The organism is Tomitella biformata AHU 1821, assembly GCF_000524475.1.
GTDB classification, from domain to species: Bacteria; Actinomycetota; Actinomycetes; order Mycobacteriales; family Mycobacteriaceae; genus Tomitella; species Tomitella biformata.
On the sequence record NZ_BAVQ01000016.1, the window covers coordinates 53,001 to 77,222 of the forward strand.

General features: G+C 68.7%; 24 protein-coding genes and 2 pseudogenes. 12 read left to right on the forward strand and 14 right to left on the reverse strand.

From position 1 onward, the window contains the following. Positions 1–9: 9 nt before the first annotated feature. Complete coding sequence (purL, locus tag TBIF_RS07630) at positions 10–2,286, reverse strand: phosphoribosylformylglycinamidine synthase subunit PurL (RefSeq protein ID WP_024794235.1); 2,277 nt, start codon at positions 2,284–2,286, stop codon at positions 10–12. A gap of 224 nt (positions 2,287–2,510) precedes the next feature. Between purL and TBIF_RS07635 the strand changes: the two genes are divergently transcribed. Beyond that, a complete protein-coding gene (locus TBIF_RS07635) occupies positions 2,511–3,431 on the forward strand; it encodes a Dyp-type peroxidase (protein WP_024794236.1) in 921 nt (306 codons plus the stop codon). Positions 3,432–3,607: 176 nt separating this feature from the next. On the opposite strand, the gene TBIF_RS07640 is transcribed toward TBIF_RS07635, so the two are convergent. Beyond that, entirely contained in the window at positions 3,608–4,915 is a 1,308-nt protein-coding gene (locus TBIF_RS07640; protein WP_024794237.1) for a M18 family aminopeptidase, read from the reverse strand. 7 nt (positions 4,916–4,922) lie between these two features. Next, positions 4,923–5,693 carry a helix-turn-helix transcriptional regulator gene (locus TBIF_RS07645; RefSeq protein WP_024794238.1) on the reverse strand — a complete coding sequence of 257 codons (771 nt, stop codon included), beginning with the start codon at positions 5,691–5,693 and terminating at the stop codon, positions 4,923–4,925. A gap of 86 nt (positions 5,694–5,779) precedes the next feature. On the opposite strand from TBIF_RS07645, the gene TBIF_RS23210 reads away from it, so the two are divergent. The 8 genes from TBIF_RS23210 to TBIF_RS07685 all read left to right on the forward strand — a co-directional run bounded on the left by TBIF_RS23210 (position 5,780) and on the right by TBIF_RS07685 (position 13,269). After that, positions 5,780–6,292, forward strand: coding sequence for a hypothetical protein (locus TBIF_RS23210; protein ID WP_024794239.1), 513 nt, complete (start codon positions 5,780–5,782; stop codon positions 6,290–6,292). Then, the gene (gene folE / locus TBIF_RS07655) at positions 6,289–6,927 is read left to right on the forward strand and encodes a GTP cyclohydrolase I (protein ID WP_024794240.1); all 639 of its coding nucleotides are present in this window, start codon (positions 6,289–6,291) and stop codon (positions 6,925–6,927) included. Before TBIF_RS23210 ends, folE begins: the two co-directional genes overlap by 4 nt. An 81-nt stretch (positions 6,928–7,008) precedes the next feature. Beyond that, positions 7,009–8,082, forward strand: coding sequence for a Dyp-type peroxidase (locus TBIF_RS07660; RefSeq protein ID WP_084611601.1), 1,074 nt, complete (start codon positions 7,009–7,011; stop codon positions 8,080–8,082). Beyond that, the gene (locus tag TBIF_RS07665) at positions 8,079–8,876 is read left to right on the forward strand and encodes a family 1 encapsulin nanocompartment shell protein (RefSeq protein ID WP_024794242.1); all 798 of its coding nucleotides are present in this window, start codon (positions 8,079–8,081) and stop codon (positions 8,874–8,876) included. Before TBIF_RS07660 ends, TBIF_RS07665 begins: the two co-directional genes overlap by 4 nt. 211 nt (positions 8,877–9,087) lie before the next feature. Then, the gene (locus TBIF_RS07670; protein WP_024794243.1) at positions 9,088–10,134 is read left to right on the forward strand and encodes an ABC transporter substrate-binding protein; all 1,047 of its coding nucleotides are present in this window, start codon (positions 9,088–9,090) and stop codon (positions 10,132–10,134) included. Between the two features lie 62 nt (positions 10,135–10,196). Next, complete coding sequence (locus tag TBIF_RS07675) at positions 10,197–11,213, forward strand: FecCD family ABC transporter permease (protein WP_372435172.1); 1,017 nt, start codon at positions 10,197–10,199, stop codon at positions 11,211–11,213. Then, entirely contained in the window at positions 11,210–11,995 is a 786-nt protein-coding gene (locus TBIF_RS07680) for an ABC transporter ATP-binding protein (protein ID WP_024794245.1), read from the forward strand. The genes TBIF_RS07675 and TBIF_RS07680 overlap by 4 nt, the downstream gene beginning before the upstream one ends. Beyond that, on the forward strand, positions 11,995–13,269 hold the full coding sequence (locus TBIF_RS07685; protein WP_024794246.1) for an MDR family MFS transporter: 1,275 nt from the start codon (positions 11,995–11,997) through the stop codon (positions 13,267–13,269). Before TBIF_RS07680 ends, TBIF_RS07685 begins: the two co-directional genes overlap by 1 nt. On the opposite strand, the gene TBIF_RS07690 is transcribed toward TBIF_RS07685, so the two are convergent. The 4 genes from TBIF_RS07690 to purS form a co-directional block, all read right to left on the reverse strand. Further along, on the reverse strand, positions 13,266–13,745 hold the full coding sequence (locus TBIF_RS07690) for a carboxymuconolactone decarboxylase family protein (protein ID WP_024794247.1): 480 nt from the start codon (positions 13,743–13,745) through the stop codon (positions 13,266–13,268). The genes TBIF_RS07685 and TBIF_RS07690 overlap by 4 nt on opposite strands. A gap of 9 nt (positions 13,746–13,754) precedes the next feature. Further along, a complete protein-coding gene (locus TBIF_RS07695; protein WP_024794248.1) occupies positions 13,755–14,828 on the reverse strand; it encodes an NAD(P)H-dependent amine dehydrogenase family protein in 1,074 nt (357 codons plus the stop codon). Between the two features lie 108 nt (positions 14,829–14,936). Then, positions 14,937–15,614: a phosphoribosylformylglycinamidine synthase subunit PurQ gene (gene purQ, locus TBIF_RS07700; RefSeq protein ID WP_024794249.1), complete on the reverse strand. Its 678-nt coding sequence runs from the start codon at positions 15,612–15,614 to the stop codon at positions 14,937–14,939. After that, positions 15,611–15,853, reverse strand: coding sequence for a phosphoribosylformylglycinamidine synthase subunit PurS (gene purS / locus TBIF_RS07705; RefSeq protein ID WP_024794250.1), 243 nt, complete (start codon positions 15,851–15,853; stop codon positions 15,611–15,613). The genes purQ and purS overlap by 4 nt, the downstream gene beginning before the upstream one ends. 93 nt (positions 15,854–15,946) lie before the next feature. Between purS and TBIF_RS07710 the strand changes: the two genes are divergently transcribed. After that, complete coding sequence (locus TBIF_RS07710) at positions 15,947–16,621, forward strand: MBL fold metallo-hydrolase (RefSeq protein WP_024794251.1); 675 nt, start codon at positions 15,947–15,949, stop codon at positions 16,619–16,621. A gap of 21 nt (positions 16,622–16,642) precedes the next feature. On the opposite strand, the gene TBIF_RS07715 is transcribed toward TBIF_RS07710, so the two are convergent. Then, complete coding sequence (locus TBIF_RS07715) at positions 16,643–17,137, reverse strand: glutathione peroxidase (RefSeq protein ID WP_024794252.1); 495 nt, start codon at positions 17,135–17,137, stop codon at positions 16,643–16,645. Positions 17,138–17,257: 120 nt separating this feature from the next. Between TBIF_RS07715 and TBIF_RS07720 the strand changes: the two genes are divergently transcribed. Both TBIF_RS07720 and modA read left to right on the forward strand, forming a co-directional pair. Beyond that, positions 17,258–17,695: a TOBE domain-containing protein gene (locus TBIF_RS07720; protein WP_024794253.1), complete on the forward strand. Its 438-nt coding sequence runs from the start codon at positions 17,258–17,260 to the stop codon at positions 17,693–17,695. Then, the gene (gene modA, locus TBIF_RS07725; protein ID WP_024794254.1) at positions 17,692–18,450 is read left to right on the forward strand and encodes a molybdate ABC transporter substrate-binding protein; all 759 of its coding nucleotides are present in this window, start codon (positions 17,692–17,694) and stop codon (positions 18,448–18,450) included. Before TBIF_RS07720 ends, modA begins: the two co-directional genes overlap by 4 nt. A 23-nt stretch (positions 18,451–18,473) precedes the next feature. Here modA and TBIF_RS07730 read toward each other — a convergent pair whose 3' ends face one another. From TBIF_RS07730 to TBIF_RS07750, 6 genes and pseudogenes are all read right to left on the reverse strand, one after another. Further along, positions 18,474–20,603, reverse strand: coding sequence for a S9 family peptidase (locus TBIF_RS07730; RefSeq protein ID WP_038170334.1), 2,130 nt, complete (start codon positions 20,601–20,603; stop codon positions 18,474–18,476). Then, entirely contained in the window at positions 20,603–21,487 is an 885-nt protein-coding gene (locus TBIF_RS07735; RefSeq protein ID WP_024794256.1) for a phosphoribosylaminoimidazolesuccinocarboxamide synthase, read from the reverse strand. Before TBIF_RS07735 ends, TBIF_RS07730 begins: the two co-directional genes overlap by 1 nt. A gap of 180 nt (positions 21,488–21,667) precedes the next feature. Then, positions 21,668–23,101 (reverse strand): adenylosuccinate lyase, encoded by a 1,434-nt coding sequence (purB, locus tag TBIF_RS07740; RefSeq protein ID WP_235174579.1) that lies wholly within the window; start codon positions 23,099–23,101, stop codon positions 21,668–21,670. A 49-nt stretch (positions 23,102–23,150) separates the two neighbouring features. Beyond that, the gene (locus TBIF_RS07745) at positions 23,151–23,591 is read right to left on the reverse strand and encodes a hypothetical protein (protein WP_051461415.1); all 441 of its coding nucleotides are present in this window, start codon (positions 23,589–23,591) and stop codon (positions 23,151–23,153) included. 21 nt (positions 23,592–23,612) lie between these two features. Continuing rightward, positions 23,613–23,777, reverse strand: a pseudogene (locus tag TBIF_RS26600) (TetR/AcrR family transcriptional regulator); the annotation flags it as partial. An 80-nt stretch (positions 23,778–23,857) separates the two neighbouring features. Further along, positions 23,858–24,148: pseudogene (locus tag TBIF_RS07750) on the reverse strand (aminotransferase class I/II-fold pyridoxal phosphate-dependent enzyme); the annotation flags it as partial. Between the last annotated feature and the right edge of the window lie 74 nt (positions 24,149–24,222).

The following is a 24,222-nucleotide window of genomic DNA, read 5'->3' on the forward strand; positions in this document are numbered from 1 at the left end:
CTACGACAGTCAGCCGAACAGCGCCGGCAGCGTCGCCTCGAACGTCTCCCGAAGCTCGGCGAGAGTGATGGCGAACTGGTCCTGGACCTCGACGGAGTCCGACCCCTGATCGACGACGCCGATGCGGGTGCACGGCATCTGCCGGGCCTCGCACATAGCCACGAAGCGGCTCTCCTCGGTGCGCGGCACGGCGACAAGCGCGCGGCCGGCGGACTCGGAGAATAGGTGCGTGAACGCGTCGGCGCCCTCGGGCAGCAGGATGCGGCAGCCGGTCTCGCCGGCCAACGCGGCCTCGACGACGGCCTGCATCAGGCCGCCCTCGGACAGGTCGTGCGCCGCGCTGATCAGACCATCGCGGCTGCTGGCGATGAGAATCTCGGAAAGCAGGCGCTCGCGCTCGAGGTCGACCTTCGGCGGGACTCCGCCGAGGTGGTCGTGGACAACCTGCGACCAGATAGAGCCGTCCAGCTCGTCGTGCGTGTCGCCAAGCAGCATCAGCGTCTCGCCGGGCTCAAGGCCCAGGCCCGTCGGGATGCGGCGGTGCACGTCGTCGATAACGCCGAGCACGGCGACCACGGGGGTCGGCAGGATCGGAGTCGAGCCGGTCTGGTTGTAGAGGCTGACGTTGCCGCCGGTGACCGGGATGCCCAGCTGCGCGCAGCCGTCCGCGAGGCCGCGCACAGCCTCTGCGAACTGCCACATCACGCCGGGATCCTCGGGCGAGCCGAAGTTCAGGCAGTTGGAGACGGCCTTCGGCGTCGCGCCGGTGGTGGAGACGTTGCGGTAGGCCTCGGCCAGTGCGAGCTGCGCGCCGGCGTACGGGTCGAGCATCGTGTAGCGGCCCGACGCGTCGGTGGCCAGGGCGATGCCGCGGCCCGTCGCCTCGTCGATGCGGATCATGCCGGCGTCAGCGTGCTCGGCGAGGACGGTGTTGCCGCGCACGTAGCGGTCATACTGCGAGGTGATCCACTTGCGGCTGCACAGCTGCGGCGACGCGATCATCGTCAGCACCGTCGCGCGCAGTTCCTCGGGGGTCTGCGGGCGGGCCAGGCTGGCGGTGGTGTTCGCGACCAGCGCGTCCTGGCTCGCGGGGCGCGCGTACGGGCGGTTGTAGACGGGCCCGTCCTCGGCGAGGGTGCGCGGCGGGGCGTCGACCACGATCTCGCCGTGCCAGGTGATGACGAGGTTGTCACCGTCGGTGACCTCGCCGATGTCGGTGGCCAGCACGTCCCACTTCTTGCAGACCGCCATGAACGCGTCGACGTTCTCCGGGGTCACCACGGCGCACATGCGCTCTTGGGACTCGCTGGAGAGGATCTCGGCGGGGGTCATGCCCGTGGCGCGCAGCGGCACCCGCTCGAGGTAGATGTGCATGCCGCCGTCGCCCGCCGAGGCGAGCTCGGACGTGGCGCAGGCCAGGCCGGCGCCGCCGAGGTCCTGGATACCGACGACGAGGTCGGCCGCGTACACGTCGAGGCAGCACTCGATGAGGACCTTCTCGGCGAACGGGTCGCCGACCTGCACAGCGGGGAGGTTCTTGCGGCCCTGCTCCTCCTCGAAGGATGCGGAGGCCAGCACGGAGACGCCGCCGATGCCGTCGAGGCCGGTGCGCGCGCCGAACAAGATGATGCGGTTGCCCAGGCCCGAAGCGAATGCCAGGTGCAGGTCCTCGACGCGCATGACGCCGGCGCACAGCGCGTTGACCAGCGGGTTGCCACCATAGGAGGCGTCGAAGATGGTCTCGCCGCCGATGTTCGGCAGGCCCAGGCAGTTGCCGTAGGAGCCAATGCCGGCCACGGCGCCCTCGACGACGCGGCGCGTGTCCGGGGCGTCCGCCGCGCCGAAGCGCAGCTGGTCCATCACGGCGATCGGGCGCGCGCCCATGGCCATGATGTCGCGGACGATGCCGCCGACGCCGGTCGCGGCGCCCTGGTGCGGCTCGATGTACGACGGGCTGTTGTGGCTCTCAACCTTGAACGTGACCGCCCAGCCGTCGCCGACGTCCACGACGCCCGCGTTCTCGCCGATGCCCGCGAGCATGGAGGAGCGCATCTCGTCGGTGGTGGTCTCACCGAAGTACTTCAGGTGCACCTTGGAGGACTTATAGGAGCAATGCTCGCTCCACATGATCGAGTACATCGCCAGCTCCGCCTCGGTGGGGCGGCGGCCGAGGATCTTCCTGATCTCGGCGTACTCGTCATCCTTGAGGCCCAGCGCGCGGTGCGGCTGCTCGAGGTCGGAGGTCGCAGCGGCGTTGGCAACGGTATCGACCTGCGTGGCAGGAATTCCTGAAGACACTGGGAGTCGGGTCCCTTCCCTGGATGAGAATCTGTGGGGCTATCTGGCGGGCACTTCGGCGGCAAGGGCCTGGCCAAAGTCTAGCGGTGCCCGTCCTGCGCCTTTGTGCTGGCACGGGTGGCCGCCACCACTGTCGCCCGCAGACCCTGCGGATAGGGTTCCGGGGCACTGCAATCCGCCCGTCTTGAACTGGAGTTCCGATGTCCGCCGAGCTGTCCCCGAGCCGTTCCCAGCGCGTCGCCGTGCCGCTCACCCCGGCCGCGATTTTCCTCGTCGCGACCATCGACGACGGCGGCGAGGACCGCGTCCGCGCGCTGCTCAAGAACGTGCACGGCATGGAGCGCGCCGTGTCCTTCCGGCTGCCCAGCGCCAGCCTGGATCTGGTCACCGCTATCGGCTCGGCGGCGTGGGACCGGCTCTTCGACGGTCCCCGGCCCTCGTTGCTCCGCGAGTTCCCCGCGCTGCGCGGCGGCGTCCACACCGCCCCGTCGACCCCGGGCGACCTGCTCTTCCACCTGCGGGCGATGAGCCTGGACGCGTGCTTCGAGTTGGCGCACCAGATCCTCACGGAGCTCGCCGGCGCGGTCACCGTGGCCGAGGAGGTGCACGGCTTCCGGTACCTCGAGGACCGCGACCTCATCGGCTTCGTCGACGGCACCGAGAACCCGACGGGCCCGGGCGCCGTCGCCGCGGTCACGATCGGCTCGGCGGACCCGACGTTCGCGGGCGGCAGCTATGTCCACACCCAGCGCTATGTCCACAATATGCCGGCCTGGGCGGCTGTTCCCGTCCCCGAGCAGGAGCGGGTGATCGGGCGCAGCAAGGCCGACGACGTCGAGATGGCCGCAGACGTCAAGCCCGCCAACTCGCATGTGGCGCTCAACGCACTCAAGGACGAGGATGGCGCCGACCTCGAGATCCTGCGCGCGAACATGCCCTATGGGCGCCTCGGCGGCGAGATGGGCACGTTCTTCATCGGCTACTGCGCCACCCCCGCGATCACCGAGAAGATGCTGGCGAACATGTTCCTCGGCGACCCAGTCGGCAACCACGACCGGCTGCTGGACTTCTCCACCGCCGTGACCGGCTGCGCATTCTTCGCCCCCAGCGCGGACTTCTTCGAGGCTCTGTAGCGACGCTGCCGGCCGCGGGCCCGTCGAGGTCGCCGCTAACTCTTCGAAGTCGCCGCGGTTGTCTAGAGAGGCCGCGGTTGCATCCACAGCCTCTCCGCGAAGCCGCGGTGAACTCGCGTGACGGGGGTGAACTCGCGTGACGGGGGTGAACTCGCGTGACGGGAGCGCCGGGGCGGCTAGGGCGTGAGGAACGCCGCCAGCGCGTCGGCGTACATCGACACATCGGCGGAGCCCATGAGCTCGCGCGCGGAGTGCATCGCCAGCTGCGGCGCGCCGACGTCCACGGTGGTGATGCCCGTGCGCGATGCCGTGATGGGGCCGATGGTCGAGCCACAGGGCAGGTCCGCGCGGTGCACATAGCGCTGCAGCGGCACCCCGGCCCGATCGCAGGCGAGCGCGAACTCGGCGGCGCCCGTCGCGTCGCTGGCATAGCGCAGATTCTGGTTGACCTTGAGCACTGGCCCGCCGCCCACCCTGATGGTGTGCGCGGGCTCGTGGCGGTCCGGGTAGTTCGGGTGTGTCGCGTGCGCCATGTCGCCCGACGCGCACATCGAGCCGGCGAGCGCGCGCAGATACTCGTCGCGGCCGCCACCACGTCCCAGCACGACGCGTTCCAGCGTCGTGTTCAACAGCTCCGAGAACGCGCCGCGGGCGGACATGCTGCCGACCTCCTCGTGGTCGAATAGCACCAGCACCGGGTCGGCCTCCGTCTGCCGGTCCAGCGCGGAGAGCAGCGCCTGCAGGCCCGCGTAGCAGGTTGCCAGATTGTCCAGCCGCGGCGCGCTGACCAGGTCTTCACCGAGCCCGACGACGGCGCTTGGCACGAGGTCGTGGGTCATCAGCTCCCAGCCCAGCACGGCGTCCGGCTCCACCCCCACCTCGTCGGCGAGGTAGCCGAGGAACTGTTTCGGCGCGCGCCCGAGGCCCCAGATGGCGTTGAGGTGGCGCTGTGGGTTCAGCTCGACGCCCTTGCGCACTTCCGCCAGGTGGATGGCCAGCTGCGGGACCCGCAGGATCGGCTTGTCGATGCGGACGAGGCGGTGCTCGATCCGCTCCCCCGCGCGCACCGCGAGCCGCCCGGAGATGCCGAGGTCGCGGTCCAGCCAGGAGTTCAGCCACGCGCCGCCGTAGGGCTCGAGGCCTACCATCTGCCAGTCCGCGGAGTTGAGGTCCGGGTGTTGCTTGACCCGCAGGTTGGGGCTGTCGGTGTGCGCGCCGATGATCCGGAACGGGCGAGCGGGCCACCCCTCCTCGGTGGCCCAGGCGATCAGAGAGCCGCCGCGGATCAGGAAATATCGTCCCGCCGCCGCCGGCCACTCCTGCGTCTCCGTCAGCTCGGTGAAGCCGTTATCCCGCAGTTGCGCGGCGACCGTCTCGCATGCGTGGAACGGCGATGGCGACGCGTCGATGAACGCGCATAGCCCCTCTGCGCTGGCGGCAGTCAGATTCTGGCCAGGCGTGGGCTGCGGGGAGGTGGTTGGCATGGTCGCATCATGACAGGCCGGGGTCCACGTCACAACGACATGGCACCTCCACGTCAGAGCCCTCCACGTCGGAGCCCTCGCCGCCGGCCTGGCGCAGGCGGACGCAGCAGTACCCGTCCTCGGGGTCGAGGTCGGCACGGTAGTCCGCGGCGCCAATCCCGTCGACGACGCCGTCGAGCAGGTCCAGGTTCATCCCGCAGACCAGCTCGGTGTGCTGCGCGGCGAGCGCGTGGAACGGGCAGTTCCCGAGGCGGATAACGTCGGCCTCCACCCGCGGCTCGAAGCCGAAGCGGGCGAGGCAGCCCAGCAGGTCCCCGCCCCGCGCGTCGACCCCGATCTCGCGGCCGAGCTCGCGTGCCCGACGGCTCAGGATGGTGCTGGGCGACTCCCCGCCCGCGGCCCTGTCCGCCTCGACGATGGTGCCGACAAGCAGTTGGCCCATCAGCTCGTACTGCCGGCCGGGCAGGCTCACCTCGATCTCCCGGTCTGAGCGGCGATAGAGCTTCGACGGCCGCCCAGACCCCGGCCCGGTGCGTCCGGTGAGCCGGGCGAATTCGGCAGTCAGCAGCCCCTCATCGACCAGTTTGTCGAGGTGGAACGCGGCGGTGGACCTGGTCAGGCCCAGCGCCTCGGCCGCCTCGTCGCGCCCCACCGGGGCCCGCCGCTCCTCGACATAGTCGTAGAGCCGACGGCGGACGGGCTCGTCGAGCGCCGCGATCGCCGACACGTCACCGCGTTGCAGATTCGCGCTTGCCTTCCGCTGGTATTCCATGTCCATCCCTCGATTGTAAAACATAATCCGGTTGACGAAACCTCCGGAAAGGTTCTAACATCAATATTAACCACTTTTAGAAAGGAACCGTCATGACCAGCACTGACAGGCCCTCCATCTCCACCCTGAGGTCCGACCCGGGATATGCGGCGTTCTTCGTACTCCGCTCGGTCTTCGTAGTCGCCCCGATCCTTTTCGGCCTCGACAAGTTCTTCAACCTCATGACCGACTGGCCGCATTACCTGGTGCCGTGGATTGACACCGCCCTGCCAGGTGACGCGCAAACGGGGATGTACATCATCGGCGTCATCGAGATCGTCGCCGGCCTGCTCGTCGCCGTCGCCCCTCGCATCGGCGCCTGGGTCGTCTCCCTGTGGCTGGCCGGGATCATCGTCAACCTCGTCACGTTCTCAGCGTTTTACACGCTGTCCGATTACGACATCGGATTCCGGATGTATGACGTGGCGCTGCGCGACTTCGGCCTCCTTATCGGCGCCGTCGCTCTTGGGCTCCTCGCCAACAAGTACGCGGCGAACACCATCGGGCTGACCAATAACCACAAGGCCGTAGGTCAGGTCACCACCAGTGCGACCGCCGCCTCATGACCATCAACACAGCGGCTCAGGCTCCACGCCACCCGACGGAGCCTGCGGCCGCGGCCACCAGCGCCGAGGTCATCCGTCCGGACAGCCGCATCGACCTGCGCGCCGCCGAACGGGCGATGAGCGATCTCCTCCTCGCGCTCGGCAGGGACCCAGGCGATCCGCATGTGGTGGACACGCCCCGCCGCGTCGCGCGCTACTTCCGCGAGATGTTGGAGCCCGCGACGTTCACCCTGACCACATTCCCGAACGACGGCGAATATCACGACATGGTCCTCGTCCGCGATATCGAGTTCACATCGCTGTGCCAACACCATCTGGTCCCCTTCCGTGGCATCGCGCACGTGGCGTACCTCCCGGGCGAGCGGGTGGTGGGACTGTCCAAGTTGGCGCGGGTCGTCGACCATTTCGCCCGCGACCTGCAGACACAGGAGCGGCTGACCACACAGATCGCGGACTTCCTCCAAGAGCGTCTGCAGGCCGACGGCGTGGCCGTGCAGTTGGAGGCCGAGCACCTGTGCATGTCCATGCGCGGCGTGCGATCTGCCAGCGCCCGCACCACAACGTGTGCGCTACGTGGCCAGCTGGACACCAACCCGACCCTTCGAGGGGAGTTCCGCGCAGCGGTCAGACCTTGACCACCGGACCCGCGACAATTGTCAGGGGGTTCCCCTAGTGTGGGCGTGGCGAGTTAACACACCGACTGCAAGGGGAACTGAATGGCAGACCCGCAATCCGGGACCACGGCGCAGTCCTTGTCCGCACGGCAGCAGGCCGCGATACCGCAGGCGGTCACGACGGCTCTGACGCCGGCGGCAATCTTCCTGGTCGTGACAGTTGAGAGCGGCGGCGAGGATGCCGTCCGCGACCTGCTACCCACGCTGGCGAGCCTGCGCAAGACCTCCGGGTTCCGCGTTCCCGAGGCGGAGCTCGAGGTCGTGGTCGGCATCGGCGCACGGCTCTGGCCCCGCCTATTCTCCGCCGTGCCGCCGGCCGAGCTGCACCCGTTCACCCCGCTCGACGGCGACCGGCACAGCGCCCCGAGCACCCCCGGGGACCTGCTGTTCCACCTCCGCGCGAACAGCCTCGACGCGTGCTACGCCCTAGCCACGCAGATCATGGGCAAGCTGCGCGGCAATGCCACCGTCATTGACGAGGTGCACGGTTTCCGGTACTTCGACCGCCGCGACCTGCTGGGCTTCGTCGACGGCACCGAGAATCCCGACGGGCAGGCCGCGGTCGACGCCACCACCATCGGCGATGAGGATCCGCAGTACCGGAGCGGCAGCTACGTCATCGTGCAGAAGTACCTGCACGATATGTCCGCCTGGGATGCCCTCTCCATCGACGAGCAGCAACGCGTGATCGGCCGCACCAAAGCCGACGATGTCGAGTTCGACGATCCGCCGGCAAACTCCCATGTGGCGCTCAACAGCGACATCACCGATGACGCCGGCAACGACCTGGATATCCTCCGCGTGAACATGCCGTTCGGGTCGATTGGGGAGGATGAGCACGGCACCTATTTCATCGGCTATGCGGCGCGCGCCGACACCATCGAGCGCATGCTGCGCAACATGTTCCTGGGCGATCCGCCCGGCAATTACGACCGGATCCTTGACTTCTCCACCGCGGTCACCGGCAGCCTCTACTTCGTGCCCACGGTGGATTTCCTAGACAAGCTTCCGCCCGCCCCGGGCACCTCGGACGCACCTGAGGCCAGCTCGGCCAGCACTCCCCCATCCGACGGTTCCCTGGGAATCGGCAGCCTGAGAAGGAGCACCAACCGATGAACAACCTGCACCGCGACCTGGCCCCCATCACCCCGGCCGCCTGGGCCGAGATCGAGGAAGAGGCGAGCCGCACGTTCAAGCGGAACATCGCCGGCCGTCGCATCGTGGACGTGGTGGGCCCGGCCGGGTTCGAGCTGGCCGCCATCGGCACCGGCCACACCGCCGCCATCGACGCCCCCACCGAGGGCGTCCAGGCCCGCTTGCGCACCGCCCAGCCTGTCGTGGAGTTACGGGTGCCCTTCACCGTGACCCGCGCCGCAGTCGACAACGTAGAGCGCGGCGCGAAGGACTCCGACTGGGATCCAGTGAAGGAGGCCGCCACCACGATGGCGCTGAGCGAGGACCGCGCGATCTTCGAGGGCTACGCGGCCGCCCAGATCACCGGCATCAAGCAGGCGTCCTCACATGATGTGCTGGCACTCCCGACCGATCCGCTCGACGCGCCGAATGCCCTGGCCCAGGCCCTGACCAAGCTGCGACTGGCCGGAGTGGACGGCCCCTACTCGGTGCTGCTCGACGCCGAGGCGTACACCCTCGTGAGCGAGACCTCCGACCACGGGTATCCGGTGCGTGATCAGCTCGACCGCCAGATCGAGGGCGACATCATCTGGGCTCCGGGCATGGACGGCGCGCTGGTGGTGACCACCCGCGGCGGGGACTTCGAACTGCAGATCGGGCAGGACCTGTCCATCGGCTACACCTCGCACGACGCAGAGAGCATCGAGCTGTACCTCCAGGAGACGTTGACGTTCATCGTCTACTCGGACGAGGCTGCGGTCCCGCTCACCCGCTGAGCTGGGACCGCGCGATCGAACGGCCCGCAGAACTCGACGCATCACGCACCGAGTTCTGCGGGCCGTATCCGTCTGCCACCGACCGGTCATCGACACCGCGATTGGTCACTTAGGCAACCCTCAATTAACATCTCTCCTCGGTGCTCGTCTCCTGCCTCGACAGGCCGCTCGGGTCGCCACCCCTGCCCTGCCCGACGAAGGACGACCACCCATGCGAAAATCCATCCGCGCAGCCGGCGCGCTCGCCGCCCTCACCGTGGCCGGCAGCCTGCTCGTCGCCTGCGGCGCATCCGAGACCGTCCAGGAGCGCGCGGCCACCGCCGGCGAGGGCTCCACCAGCTACCCGCTGACGCTCGAGAACTGCGGCGAGACCGTGACCGTCGACGCGGCCCCGCAGCGCGTCGTCTCCCTGGACCAGAACTCCACGGAGATCCTGCTGTCCCTCGGCCTCGAGGACCGTTTGGTCGGCTCCGCGGCCTGGACGGACCCGATCCGCGAGAACCTGGCCGCGGCGAACTCCGCCGTGCCCCGGCTGTCCGACAACGCGCCCACCTACGAGGTGGTCTTGGACACGGATCCGGACTTCATCACCGCATCGTTCGGCCGCCACTTCAAGCAGGGTGGCGTGGCGGAGCGGACTCGATTGGCGGAGACCGGCATCGAGACATACCTGTCCCCCACCGACTGCGACAACGGCCTGAGCGTCAACGGCGGCAACACCCGCACGACGCCCCTGACCATGGACACGCTCTACCTGGAGATCGCCGAGCTCGCGGAGATCTTCGACGTGCAGGAGCGCGGCGCCGAGTTCATCAGCGAGCTCCAGGGCCGGATGGCCGCCGCGACCGGAGTAATCGACGCGTCGGACGTCAGCATGGCGTTCTGGTTCGCCGACACCAAGAGCCCGTACATCGCGGGCGGACTCGGTTCGGCCAGCCTGCTGGCCACGTCCGTCGGCGCGACCAACGTGTTCGCCGCGACCGCCGACGACTGGCCCGCGGTGGGCTGGGAGACCATGGTCGACATGGACCCCGACGTCCTCGTCCTCGGCGACCTCGCCCGCAACCGTTTCCCCGGCGACCTCCTCGCGGACAAGATCGCGTTCCTCGAGTCCGACCCGCTGACCATGACGATGCCCGCCGTGCAGAACAAGCGGTACATCTCGCTCCACGGCGCGGAGATGAACCCCTCCATCCGCACCGTCGACGGCGCCGAGAAGATGGCGTCCGGCCTCCAGGAGCTGGGACTGGGCTCCTGACCGCCACGGCCGAACTGGCGAAGTCCGCACCCACCGCGCCCACTGGATCCGGCGGGACCCAGATCCGGTGGGTCCGCACGACCGCCCTCGTCGCAGGCGGGCTCGCACTGCTCGTCGTCTCGGTGCTCATCGCCATGACGCTCGGCCCCGCCGACGTGTCCCTGGTCAACGTCCGGGACGTGGTCCTGAACCATCTGGGCCTCGCCGACATCCCCGTCCGTGTGTCCAAGGACGCGATCGTGTGGCAGGAGCGCCTGCCCCGGGCTCTCGTGGCCGCGGCGTGCGGGATCGGGCTCGGTATCTGCGGCGTCATCATGCAGTCCCTGCTCCGCAACCCCCTGGCCGATCCGTTCGTCCTCGGCATCTCCTCCGGCGCCTCCACCGGGGCGGTGGTGGTGGGCGTGCTCGGCATCGGCAGCTCCGCGCTCGGGTTGTCCGGCGGCGCGTTCATCGGCGCGCTCGTCGCCTTCGCCCTCGTGTTGTTCCTGGCGCACCTCGCCGGCGGCAGCAATGACCGGGTAATCCTCGCGGGCGTCGCGAGCACCCAGCTTTTCGCTGCCCTCACGTCGTTTGTGATCTTCGCGTTCGCGGACTCGGACGAGACGCGGGGCGTCATGTTCTGGCTGCTCGGCTCGCTCGAGGGCGTCCGCTGGAACGATGTGGTCCTGTGCGCGGTAGTGGTCGCGATCGGCACCGTGATCTGCCTCCGCCAAAGCCACGTGCTCGACGCGTTCGCGTTCGGCAACGAGGTGGCGGCCTCTCTCGGCATCAATGTGCGGCGAACCCGAATCTTCCTTTTGGTCGTCACGGCGCTGATCACCGCGACCCTCGTCAGCGTGGCAGGGGCAATCGGGTTCGTCGGCTTGGTGCTCCCGCACGCCGCCCGCTTCCTCGTGGGCTCCCGGCACAGCCGGCTCATCCCCGCGACTGCCCTGATCGGCGCGATCTTCATGGTGTGGGTGGACGCCGTGTCCCGGGTCGCGTTCGCCCCCACTCCCCTGCCCGTCGGAGTGGGCACGGCTCTGGTGGGGGTCCCCGCGTTCATCTTCATCATGGCCCGTCGGAAGAAGGTCCAGTGACCCTGCAGGCTCATGACGTGCAATGGCGCCGCGGCGGCGCGCTGGTCGTCGACGGCGTCACCCTCACCCCGCGGCCGGGCGACATGGTGGGGCTGCTCGGCCCCAACGGCTCCGGCAAGTCCTCGCTGCTCCAACTGATGAGCGGGGTGGCCCGCCCCACCGCCGGCGTGGTGACCCTGGACGGCGCGGAGCTGTCGACGATCCGGCGCCGGAACACCGCCCGCGCGGTCGCAGTGGTCAGCCAGCACGCGGAGACCGACATCGACATCTCCGTCCACGACGTCGTGCGCCTGGGCCGGATCCCCCACCGGGGCGCGTTCGGCGGCGACGTCGGCGCCGATACCGCCGCCATCGACTCGGCGCTGGCCTATACCGGGCTGACGGACAAGATCGACCGCAGGTGGCAGACCCTGTCCGGCGGCGAGCGCCAGCGCGTGCAGATCGCCCGGGCCCTTGCCCAGGAGCCGCGCGAGATGCTCCTGGACGAGCCAACGAACCACCTCGACATCCACCACCAGCTCGAACTGTTGGCGCTGGTGGCCCGGCTGCCGATCACCAGCGTCGTCGCGCTGCACGATCTGAACCTCGCCGCGATGTTCTGCGACCAGCTGCTGATCCTCAAGAACGGGCGGGTCGTCGCCGGGGGCACCCCGGAGGAAGTGCTGACCGCGGAGCTGATCGCCGACGTCTACGACGTGCGCGCCCACGTGAGCGCCGAGGGCCCGGACCACCGGCTGACCGTCCGCTTCGAGCCAGGCCCGGTGTCTGTGTCGGTCAGTTGATGAGGGGCTCCCGGGGCACTCGCGCCTCGCTGAGTCGCACCCTGGCCGACGCCACACCCGTCGTGCGGCTGCTCGTCCTGACTCAGCTCGCGTTCAATATCGGGTTCTTCATGGTCCTGCCGTATCTCGCGGTGCACCTGAGCCAGGACCTCGGCATGACCACGCTGGTCGTGGGCGCGGTGCTGGGACTGCGGACGTTCTCACAGCAGGGCCTGTTCATCTTCGGCGGCATCCTCGCGGACCGCTGGGGTGTCCGGCCCGCCGTGCTCACCGGTTGTGTGTTGCGGGTCCTGGGCTTCCTGGGGCTCGCGTTCGCCAGCTCGCTGGGCCTCGTCCTCGCGGCGACCGTGCTCACCGGGTTCGCCGCGGCGCTGTTCTCGCCCGCGGTGGAGTCCGCGCTCGCCGTGGAGGGCGGCCGGGGCGAGCGCGACGGCGGCCAGACGCGGGTCGAGGTCTTCGCCCTGTTCTCGGTGTGCGGGCAGATCGGCAGCTTCACTGGCCCGCTGCTCGGCTCGGCGCTGCTCCTGGTCGATTTCCGCTCCGCCTGCCTCGTCGCGGCCGGGGTGTTCGTGCTGGTCCTCATCGGGCATCTCCGCTGGTTGCCGCGGACCCCCGGGGCACACGCCTCGGAGTCATGGCTCGCGGGGGTGCGGGAGGTGCTCGCCAATAGGCGGTTCGTGGCCTTCTCGCTCCTGGTCAGCAGCCAGTTGATCGCCTACAACCAGCTGTATCTGTTGCTGCCCCTCGAGGTGGAGCGGGCGTGGGGATCCCAGGCCCCCATCGGGTTCCTGTTCATGCTGTCCTCGGTGCTGGTGATCGGCGCCCAGCTGCGGATCACCCGCAGGCTCCGGCCCTTAGCCAGCCACCGGGTGATCCCGATCGGCATCGCGATCATCGGGATGGGCTTCCTCGCGGTCGCCGCTGCAGGCCCGTTCGCCCTCCACGGCGCCGTCGGACTCGCCCCCGGCATTGTCTTCGTCATCCTGCTCACCGTCGGTCAGATGATCGCGATGCCGTTCATCCGAGACCTGGTGCCGGTGCTGGCCGAGGGCCGACGGCAGGGCGCCCACTTCGGCTTCCTCGCCTCGGTCGGCGGCGTCGGGGTGCTGCTCGGCACGATCGTGCTCGGATTCGTGATGGACCTGGTGCCCGCCACGCCCGGCTGGAGCCCCGTGCCCTGGCTCGTCGCGGCCGCGATCCCCCTGACGGCGGCCGTCGGGCTGCGGAGGTTGCTGACGGGGGTTCCCCGGCAGACTAGTGGCTGGACTGGCTAATGGCTCGGTAGGGCGCAGACGGTGTCAAGCCCGAATACGCGGTTGAGCCGGCCGAACGCCAGCCAGGAGCCGATGCTCATGGACAGCTCCACGACCTCAGTCTGGCTGAACTGTGCGAGCATGCGCTCCCCGAACTCGTCGTCGAGGCTGTGGTGGTCCAGCGCGTACCGCTCGGCGTACTCGGCGGCCAGCCTGGCGCGCTCGTCGAGGACGTCGGTGGTGCGCCACTGCTCCACGGCGTCGTCGAAGCCGGTCTCGACTGTCTGCCCGTCGCGCTCGGTCCGCCAGTCCTGGCAGAACAGGCACCCGTTGATCTGGGCGATCCGCAGCCGCGCCGCCTCGAAGGCGCGCAGGTCGATCGTCGAGTCGGCGTACACAGCCGCCGAAAACTTCGAGGCCGCGCGGCCGATGCCCGGGACCATCTCACCCCAGACATAGCCGATGGGGTCCTTGCCCTCCGGAATATCGATGCGCATCGCTGGTCCTCACATTCTGCCGAGTTTGCCAACTGCGGGCCGCAGCGGGATGTCGAGCGCGTCGTAGAGCCCGGACTCCGCGGCGACGAGCCAGTCGATTGCTCCCACCAGTCTGCCGACCGCGGTGGCGTTCCCGCCAGCGGCCCGGCTGCCGCCCTCGTCCGAGCACTCCACCGTGACCTCGATGCGGGGCCGGCCCTCGATGATCACCCGGTGCGCCCCGTCCCCGTCGGGCGGCGTCGGCCAGTCCGGCGCGCAGGACGGGTGGATCCTGGTGACGTGCTCGATGACGATCCGCGGCTCGCCGCCGACGATGCCCTGCAGCTCGAAGCGCACCGCGCCCTGGGTCCCCGCCTCGAATACGCCCATCGTGGCGGTGCCGACGGTGGCCTCGAGCGCGCGCCGGTCGCTAGTCTCGCGGATCTCGTCGAGCTCGACGCCGAGGCCCCGGGCGATCAGCCGCACCTGGCCGCCCCAGACCATCGTGGGGATCGTCGGCGCGAGCATCGGCGGCTCGTAATCCATCGGCTGGCCCATGCCCACGAGATAGCGCACCGCGTCCGGCTGGTCGTAGGTGGAGTAGTCGAAGATCTCCTGGCAGCGAATGACGTCGACCTGGCTGCCGAGCCCGCTGAGCAACAGCGGCAGGACGTCGTTACCCCAGCCGGGATCGACGCCGGAGCAGAACAGCGAGCCGCCGCCCGCCGCGATTGCGGCCAGCACCGGCTCCCGCAGCTCCGCCGGGGCGTTGACCGGGTCGTACAGCGGGAACAGCGCCGGGGAGACGACCACGGCGCCGGCACGGATCGCGGCGCACACGTCGGCGAGGGCGTCGTCGGGCCGGATATCGCCGGAAGCCGCGTACACCACCGCCCCCGGGCGGGCGGCGAGCACCACGGCGATATCGTCCGTGGCCGCGACGCCGAGGTCGCGGTCGAGGCCCGCGAGCGCGCCGGCGTCTCGGCCGACCTTGTCCGGGTTGTGCACCAGCACCGCGGCGAGCTCGAGCTCAGGATGCGCGTCGACCGCGCGAATGGCGGCACGCCCGACGTTGCCAGTGCCCCAGACCACCGTGGAGATCATGGCCTCGACGGTAGCCAGTGGGAACACGTTCGCGCGCTGGTTTGGGCAAAAAGACGGGGAGGCCGGACCATTGGTCCGACCTCCCCGTGCGTCACACGCCTGCTCAGACTAGGCGGTCAGCACGCCGTCCAGCACCGACAGGAACATGCCCAACCCGTCGTCACTCGGCCCGGTGAGGGGCTCGGTGGCGTGCTCGGGGTGCGGCATCAGCCCGACGATGCGGCCGTTCGCCGACGCGATGCCGGCGATGCCGCGCTCGGAGCCGTTGATGTTGTCCCCGGCGTAGCGGAACACGACGCGGCCCTCGCCCTCGAGCTCGTCCAGCACCTGCTCGGACGCCTGGTAGCGCCCCTCGCCGGACTTGAGCGGCACCAGGATCTCGGCGCCGACCTCATAGCGCGAGCTCCACACGGTGCTGTTGGACTCCACGCGCAGCCACTCGTCCTTGCACACGAAGCGCAGGTCCTGGTTGCGGGTGAGTGCGCCCGGCAGTAGCCCGGCCTCGCACAGCACCTGGAAGCCATTGCAGATGCCCAAGACGGGCATGCCGCCCTTGGCCGCCTCGATGACCGTGCCCATCACCGGCGCGAAGCGCGCGATCGCGCCGCAGCGCAGGTAGTCCCCGTAGGAGAAGCCGCCCGGCACGATGACCGCGTCGACACCCTTGATGTCGGCGTCGCCGTGCCAAAGGTTGACGGCCTCGCCGCCAGCGAGGTTCACCGCGCGCACCGCGTCGACATCGTCGAGGGTGCCCGGGAACGTGATGACACCGATACGCGCGCTCATGCCTGCTGCACCCGCGTGACGGTCCAGTTCTCGATGACGGTGTTCGCCAGCAGGCCTTCGGCGATCTTGCCGAGCTCCTCGTCGCTGACCGAGCCGTCGACCTCAAGCTCGAAACGCTTGCCCTGTCGCACGCTCGAGACTCCGGCGAAGCCAAGGCGCCCCAGCGCCCCGGCGATCGCCTGGCCCTGCGGGTCGAGAATCTCTTCCTTGGGCATGACGTCCACAATTACACGGGCCACCCGGCGCTCCTAGCGATAAGAATTGGAAAGTGTCAATCCGTCGCTCAGTCTACCGACCCCATTCCAGCACCCCGGGGGCGCATACTGACAGGCATGCGCCTGACTCATTTCGGACACTCCTGCCTGCTGGTGGAGCTCGACGGCTCCCGCATCCTGTTCGACCCCGGCAACTTCTCGACGGGCTTCGAAATGCTCACCGACCTCGATGCCATCCTGGTCACCCATCAGCACCCGGACCACGGCGATCCCGAACGCCTGCCAGCCTTGGTGGCGCAGAATCCGGAGGCCGAGCTGCACTGCGATCCGCAGAGCGCGGCCCTGTGGAACGCAGCCCTAGGGAACGCCGAACCGGGTGGCAGGCGCTGGCAGGCCGCGAACACCGGTGACAGCTTCGCCCTCGGGGCCGTGTCCGTCGACGTGGTGGGCGGCGTCCATGCGGTGATCCACGAGGACGTCCCCGTCATCGACAACGCCTGCTTCATCTTGAGCACGCACGCGCAGCCCGGCCGGTTCATGCATCCCGGCGACGCGCTGTTCGCGCCTGAGCGGCCCATCGACGTGCTCGCGCTCCCCGCCACCGCGCCGTGGATGAAGCTGTCGGAGACCATCGACTACTACCGGGCCGTGCGCCCCCGCGTGGCGGTGCCCATCCACACCGCGATCGCGTCGGAGAACGGGCTCGGCATCTATTTCCGCCAACTGAAAGCACTGGGCCCCGCGGACACCGATTTCCTGGTGCTGCCGCCTGGCTCTGCGGTGGAAATCTAGCTGTGGAGGACTAAGCGAGATTTACCCGAGGGCCGACTCGATGGCAGCGATGACCTCGGGCGCGTCGGGCTCGGTGCGCGGGCGGAAGCGGTTCAGCACGGTGCCGTCGGCGCCGATCAGGAACTTCTCGAAGTTCCACTGGATGTCCCCGGCCTCACCCTCGGCATCAGCGGCCTGCACCAGCTCGGCGTAGATCGGATGGCGGCCCTCGCCGTTCACCTCGATCTTCTCCGTCAGGGGGAAGCTCACGCCGTAGGTGGTGGAGCAGAAGGACGCGATCTCCTCGGGTGAGCCCGGCTCCTGCCCCATGAACTGGTTGCACGGGAAGCCGACGACGGCCAGGCCGCGCTCGGCGTACTCCTGCGCCAGCTTCTCCAGGGTGGCGTACTGCGGGGTCAGCCCGCACTTGGAGGCGACGTTGACCGCGAGGATCGCCTTGCCCGACTGCGCGCCCAGCGTGGTGGGGGCACCCTCGAGGGTGTTGACGGGGAGGTTGAGAAGTTCCTGTGAGCTCATGTGGCCACGCTACCTCCCGACCACCGTGAACTCTGCCGCCCATCACGGAAATCGCCACTGTCGCCGCATAATCGTTGCTATCGCTATCAAATAGCCGCAATTGCGTGTTAAATCTCCATCATGACGCACTATCGGGTTCGCGAAGCCGCCAATTTGCTGGGAGTCAGCACCGACACGGTCCATCGTTGGGTCGAGGCGGGAAAGCTAAGCGCCACCGCCGACGAGCAGGGCCGCAAACTGCTCGACGGTGCAGAACTCGCCGCGTTCGCCCGCGAGCAGGCCACCACCGCCGAGGACCCCTCTGGCATCGGCAGATCCGCGCGGAACCGGTTCGTCGGGCTAGTGACCCGCGTGGTGGTGGACGGGGTGATGGCACAGGTGGATATCCAGTGCGGCCGCCACTCCGTGGTCTCGCTCATGAGCGCGGAGGCTGTCCGGGAACTACGCCTCGAGCCCGGCAGCCTCGCCGTGGCCGTCGTCAAGGCCACCACCGTCATCGTCGAGACGCCCTTGCCCAGCACTGCACGGCCCAGCACCACACAGGAGACCGCCGAATGATCCGCGCCACCAAGACCGCCGTAGCGGCGCTCGCCGTCGCTGCCCTGGCCCTCGCCGGCTGCGGCTCCAGCGCCGACTCCGCGGCCCACGAGACCGTGACCGTATTCGCCGCCGCGTCGCTGAACAAGACCTTCACCGAATTGGGCGCGCTGTACGAGCAGCAACACCCGGGCGCCACGGTGACCTTCAACTTCGCCGGCTCGAACAGCCTGCTCGAGCAGATGTCCAACGGCGCGGACGCCGACGTGTTCGCGTCCGCCGACCAGAGGACCATGGACAAGGCGGTCGCCGCCGGGCTTATCGACGGCGCTCCCACGGTGTTCACCAGCAACGTCCTGACCATCGTGACGCCGCCCGGCAACCCCGCGGGCATCACGTCATTCGCCGACCTCGCCACGCCGAGCCTGAGCCTCGTGGTGTGCGCGCCGCAGGTGCCGTGCGGCACGGCAACCGACACGATCGCGGAGTCCACGGGCACCACGCTGACGCCCGTCAGCGAGGAGTCCTCGGTCACCGACGTCCTCGGCAAGATCACCACTGGGCAGGCTGACGCCGGGCTGGTCTACGTCACCGACGCCGCGTCCGCGGGCGACAAGGTACAGGTCATCAATTTTCCCGAGTCCGACGGCGCGGTCAACGAGTATCCAATCGCCCGCGTGCAGGACAGCGCGAACCCCGACGGCGCAGCGCGGTTCATCGACCTGGTGACCAGCGTGCAGGGCCAGCAGGTCCTGCACGACGCAGGCTTCCAGTGAGGCCTGAACGCTAGCCCCGCACGCTACTGCGCGGCGCCAGCCTTGGCCGTGGCGATGACCCAGGCGTACTCGAACGCGGCCTGCTTCCACTTGTCATAGCGGCCGCTGACCCCGCCGTGGCCCGCGCTCATCTCGGTCTGCAGCAGCAGCGGCGCGTCCCCGGTCTTGACGGCGCGCAGCTTCGCGACCCACTTGGCGGGCTCGACGTAGAGCACCCGGGTGTCGTTCAGGCTCGTGATCGCGAGAATCGGCGGGTAGTCCTTGGCCTCGACATTCTCGTACGGCGCATAGGACTTCATATAGTGGTACACGTCCTCGTTGTGGAGCGGGTCGCCCCACTCATCCCACTCGATGACGGTCAGCGGCAGCGAGGGATCCAGGATCGAGGTCAGCGGGTCCACGAACGGCACGATCGCCAGGATGCCGCCGAACAGCTCCGGCGCGAGATTCGCGACGGCGCCCATCAGCAGCCCGCCGGCACTGCCGCCCTCGGCGACCATCTGCGCGGGCGTCGTCACGCCGGTCTCCACCAGGTGCTGGCCGCACGCGATGAAATCTGTGAACGTGTTCCGCTTGGCCTGCATCTTGCCGTTCTCGTACCAGCCGCGCCCCATCTCGCCGCCGCCGCGCACGTGCGCCACGACGAAGACGACGCCGCGGTCAAGCAGCGAGAGCCGAGCCACCGAGAACGCCGGGTCCATGCTGGCCTCGTAGGAGCCGTAGCCGTAGAGCAGGGTCGGCGCGGGCGCCCCAGCCTCAACACCACCGTCGCCTTTGCGCCGGATGATCGAGAGCGGCACGCGCACACCGTCCTCGGCGATTGCCCACTCTCGGATCTGCTCGTAGTCAGCGGGGTCGAACTCCCCCAGCACGGCCTGCTTCTTGCGCAGATGCAGCGTGCTCGTGGCGAACTCGTAGTCGTACACGCAGGACGGCGTCACAAACGAGCCGTAGCCCATGCGTAGCGTCGGCGCGTCCCACGACGGGTTCGAGCCTGCGCCGACGGAGTACAGCTCCTCGTCGAACTCCATCTCGCGGAGCTCGCCGTAGCCGTGCGCGCCAGCCCCGTCCAGCGGCCAGATCGCGAGCCGCGTCACAGCCCCACGCCGGTAGCCCAGCACCAGGTGCGACGCGAACGCGTCCATGTCCTCAAGCCGCACGTCCTCGCGGTGCGCCACCAGCACGCGCTGCGCCGTCGGGTCGGACACCGGGGCCTCGACCAGCTCGAAGTTCTCGGCGCCGTCGTTGTGCAGGATCAGGAAGCGGTCCTCGCCAGCGACCACGGCATGCTCGAGCGAGTACTCGACACCCTCGCGGCGCGGGAGCACCACGGTGAACTCACCAGTGGGGTCGGCCGCGTCGAGCACCCGGGACTCTGAGGTGACCTTGGAGCCGACCTCGATGACGAGGTATTTGCGGCTGCGCGTTGCGCCGATGCCCACCCAGTAGCGCTCGTCGGGCTCGGTGAAGATCGCGACGTCCTCGGCCTTGTCCGTGCCGAGGAGGTGGCGCCAGATGGTGTCGGGCCGCCAGGACTCGTCCACCGTCGGATAGAAGATGTACTGGCCGTCATGCGACCACATCGCGCCGGGGAAGGTGTCGGTGACCTCGTCGGGCAGCAGCTGCCCGGTGCGCAGGTCCTTCACACGCAGGGTGTACCGCTCGTCGCCCTCGTTATCGACGGCGTAGGCCAGCAGGTTCCCGTCGTCGGAGACCGCGAAGCTGCCGAGCGCGAAGAACTCATGTCCCTGCGCCTCGAGATTGCCATCGAGCAGCACCTGTTCGCCGTCGACCGCGACGCCCGGGGTCAGCTCCGGCGGCGTCCACTCATCGGGCTCGGCGGGGCAGCGGCACTGCAGGGCGTACTGCTGGCCCTCGATGGTGCGGCCGTAGTACCACCAGTCGCCGTCGCGCACGGGCACCGACATGTCGGTCTGCTGGGTACGCGCCTTGATCTCCTCGAAGATCTGGTCGCGCAGCTCGCCCAGGTGCGCGGTCTGCGCGTCCGTGTACACATTCTCCGCCTCGAGGTACGCGAGCACCTCGGGGTCGATCTTCTCGCGCAGCCACTCGTAGTCGTCGACGAAGACGTCCCCGTGGTGGATCCGCTCGATGGGCTTGCGGGCAGCGATGGGCGCGTTCACCTCGACCATCAGCCCGGCCAGTCTTCGAAAGACCGGCGCGAGATCTTCTCGTAGGCCTCGATATAGCGCTCTCGGGTCGCGTCGACCACGTGCGCCGGCAGTGCGGGCGGCGGGGTGTCGGACGCCCTGTCCCACCCGGACTCGCCGCTGGTGAGCCAGTCGCGCACGTACTGCTTGTCGAAGCTGGGCTGCACCTTGCCCGCCTCGTACCCGTCCAGCGCCCAGAAGCGGGAGGAATCGGGCGTCAGGACCTCGTCGGCCAGCACGAGGTTGCCATTGGGGTCGATGCCGAACTCGAACTTGGTGTCCGCCAACAGGACTCCACGATCTGCCGCCAGCATCGAGGCGCGGGAGTAGATGTCGATGGTGTCGTCGCGCAGCTTGACCGCGAGGGCCTGGCCGACGGACTCGATGACCTGCTCGAACGAGATGTTCTCATCGTGCGAGCCGATCGGGGCCTTGCGGGCCGGGGTGAAGATCGGCTCGGCCAGCTGGCTCGACTCCACCAGGCCGTCGGGCAGGGCGACGCCGCACACCTCGCCGGTGCGCTGGTAGTCGGCCAGGCCGGAGCCGGTCAGGAAGCCGCGGGCGACGCACTCGATCTGCACCATCTCCAGCTTGTGCACCACCAGTGCGCGGCCGAGCAGCTCCTCGGGGATCCGCTCGTCGTACTCGTCGCCGGCGAGCTGGTTCGGCAGCGCGAGCTGCTCGAAGAAGTACACGCTCATGGCCGTGAGGATCCGCCCCTTGTCGGGGATGGCTGTCTCCAGCACGTGGTCATACGCGGAAATACGGTCTGAGGCGACCATGAGAAGCGTTGACTCGTCGATCTCATAGAGATCGCGAACCTTGCCGGTGACCAGATGTGTGTAGTCAGACAGAGATGGGCGCACGATTGCATACCCTATCTGCCGAAGCGCGTTCCCCGAAGCCAAACCCCTGTGGGAATTCCCTCACTGCCGGGTGAAATAACGTCTGATCTGCGCGTTTTATAAGCGCCGGCCCCGTCCCCCGACTGCGGAACGGGACCGTCCCGGAGAGCTCCGGGTACCGCTACCAGCTGCCCGCGCCGATTAGAGGATCGGCGCCGGCGCGTAGCCGGCGGCCTCCGGGTACTCGTCGACCAGGGCCTGCACACGGGCGACGACGGACGCGACCTGCGCCTCCGCCGCGCCGATGAAGGCAGACTTGTCGGCCAGCGCGGCGTCGAGCCCGGCACGGTCCAGCGGCAGCCGGTCGTCGGCTGCGAGGCGGTCCAGCAGGTCCGGCTCACGGCCCTGCTCGCGCATGGCCAGAGCCACGGCGACGGCATGCTCCTTGATCGCCTCGTGCGCCGTCTCGCGCCCGACACCGGCCCGCACAGCGGCCATGAGGACCTTCGTGGTGGCCAGGAAGGGCAGGTAGCGGGCAAGCTCCTTGCCGATGACGGCCGGGTAGGCGCCGAACTCGTCGAGGACGGTCAGGAAGGTCTCGGCCTGCCCGTCGATCGCGAAGAACGCGTCCGGCAGCGCGACGCGGCGCACCACCGAGCAGAACACGTCGCCCTCGTTCCACTGGGCGCCCGCGAGCTCGGCGGCCATGGATGCGTAGCCGCGCAGGATGACCTGCAGGCCGTTGACGCGCTCGCAGGAGCGGGTGTTCATCTTGTGCGGCATCGCGGAGCTGCCCACCTGGCCGGGCTGGAAGCCCTCGGTGACCAGCTCGTGGCCCGCCATCAGGCGGATGGTGTGGGCGAAGGACGATGGCCCGGCGCCGAGCTGAACCAGCGCGGAGAGCACGTCGTGGTCGAGCGAGCGCGGGTACACCTGGCCGACGCTGGTGAACACGTGCGCGAAGCCGAGGTGCTTCGCGACCTTCGCCTCGAGCTCCTCGAGCTTGCCCGCGTCGCCGTCGAGCAGGTCGAGCATGTCCTGCGCGGTGCCCATGGGGCCCTTGATGCCGCGCAGCGGGTAGCGGTCGATCAGCTCGCGCAGGCGGGTGAGCGCCACGAGCATCTCGTCGGCCGCGGATGCGAAACGCTTGCCCAGCGTGGTGGCCTGGGCCGCGACGTTGTGGCTGCGGCCGGCCATGACCAGGCTCGAGTACTCGGCGGCCTTGGCTCCGAGTCGCGCGACGGTGGCCACGCCGTGGGCGTGCACGTGCTCGAGCGAGCGCAGGATCTGCAGCTGCTCCACGTTCTCGGTGAGGTCGCGGCTGGTCAGGCCCTTGTGCACGTGCTCGTGGCCGGCGAGGGCGTTGAACTCCTCGATGCGGGCCTTGACGTCGTGTCGGGTGACGAGCTCGCGCGCGGCGATCGAGTCCAGGTCCACCTGGTTCAGGACCCGCTCGTAGTCGGCAAACGCCTCGTCCGGGACGGGGATGCCGAGCTCGGCCTGGGCGCGGAGGACCGCGATCCAGAGCTGACGCTCGAGGATGATCTTATGCTCCGCGGACCAGAGCTCTACGAGCTCCGGGCTGGCGTAGCGGTTGGCGAGGACATTGGAGACACGCTTCTTCTGGGCAGCCACGGCGCCCATTATGCGCGATGCGGTCCGGCGTGGCGTCAGTGCGCCTAGCTCAGTCGGTCTCGGCGTCACCCGGGGCCGGCGCCAGCGGGGCCAGCACGTCAATGACCGGAATCAGCGCGGCACGCACATCCGAGCGTGGATCCGAGCCGTCGAAGAGCATGGACGCGAGCAGCGTGCCATTGACCATCGCGGTGAGGTGGGCCATGTTCTTGGTCGTGACCACGCGACCGGACTTGCGCAGCGCTTCGCCGATCATCCGAATGTAATCGGGGGCGATGGCCATGTGCACGTCCCGCAATTCCTGCACCCGGGCCGACGCGGTGATCCGCTCCATGCGCGCGACGAGCTCGTCCCGGTTGACTTTCCCCTCTGGGGCGACGACCAGGTCCACCAGCAAATCCGCGGTCGCCTCGGCTCCCCGCCGGCGCAAATGAATGCGGTCCACCCGATCCTGCATGGCCTTGTGCTCGTTGAGCGTGCTCTCCCGCACAACAATAGTTAACAATTCATCTATGGAGGAGAAGTAATAAGTAGTCGCGGATAATGGAACCCCGGCTCGGTCCGCCACGGAGCGGTGCCGGACCGCAGATAATCCTCGCTCATGAAAGAGCCCAACCGCAGAGTCGATGAGCTGCTGACGGCGCAACTCACCCTTGCTCGTAGACGCAGTAGCCATGCCCAATCCTCACATACACCGGAGCGATTTGGAGTGGAGGGGGTTCAGCGCATTAAATTGTGACCTGAAATGAACCCAGGTCAGAGCCCGAAGTGGGCGAGCCGCGCCAACGCCTCGGCAATGTCCGCACCCGCGCCGGCAAAGCTCATCCGCACGGTACTGCCGCCGCCCACCGGGTCGAAATCCACGCCGGGAGTCAGGGCCACTCCGGTTTCCGCGAGCACCCTCTGGCACCACGCGAGCGAGTCGTCCGTCAGATGTCCAATATTCGCATAAACATAAAAGGCGCCATCGGCCGGCGCGAGGTCGGTGATACCGATCTTCGGCAGGCCCGCGAGCAATATCTCCCGGTTTTGCGCATAGCGCCGCACGCAGGGTGCCGTCAAAGTCGTCTAGATAGCGTGTGAGCTGGCGGTTTGGGGAGAGACACGCCAATAGTCGTAGA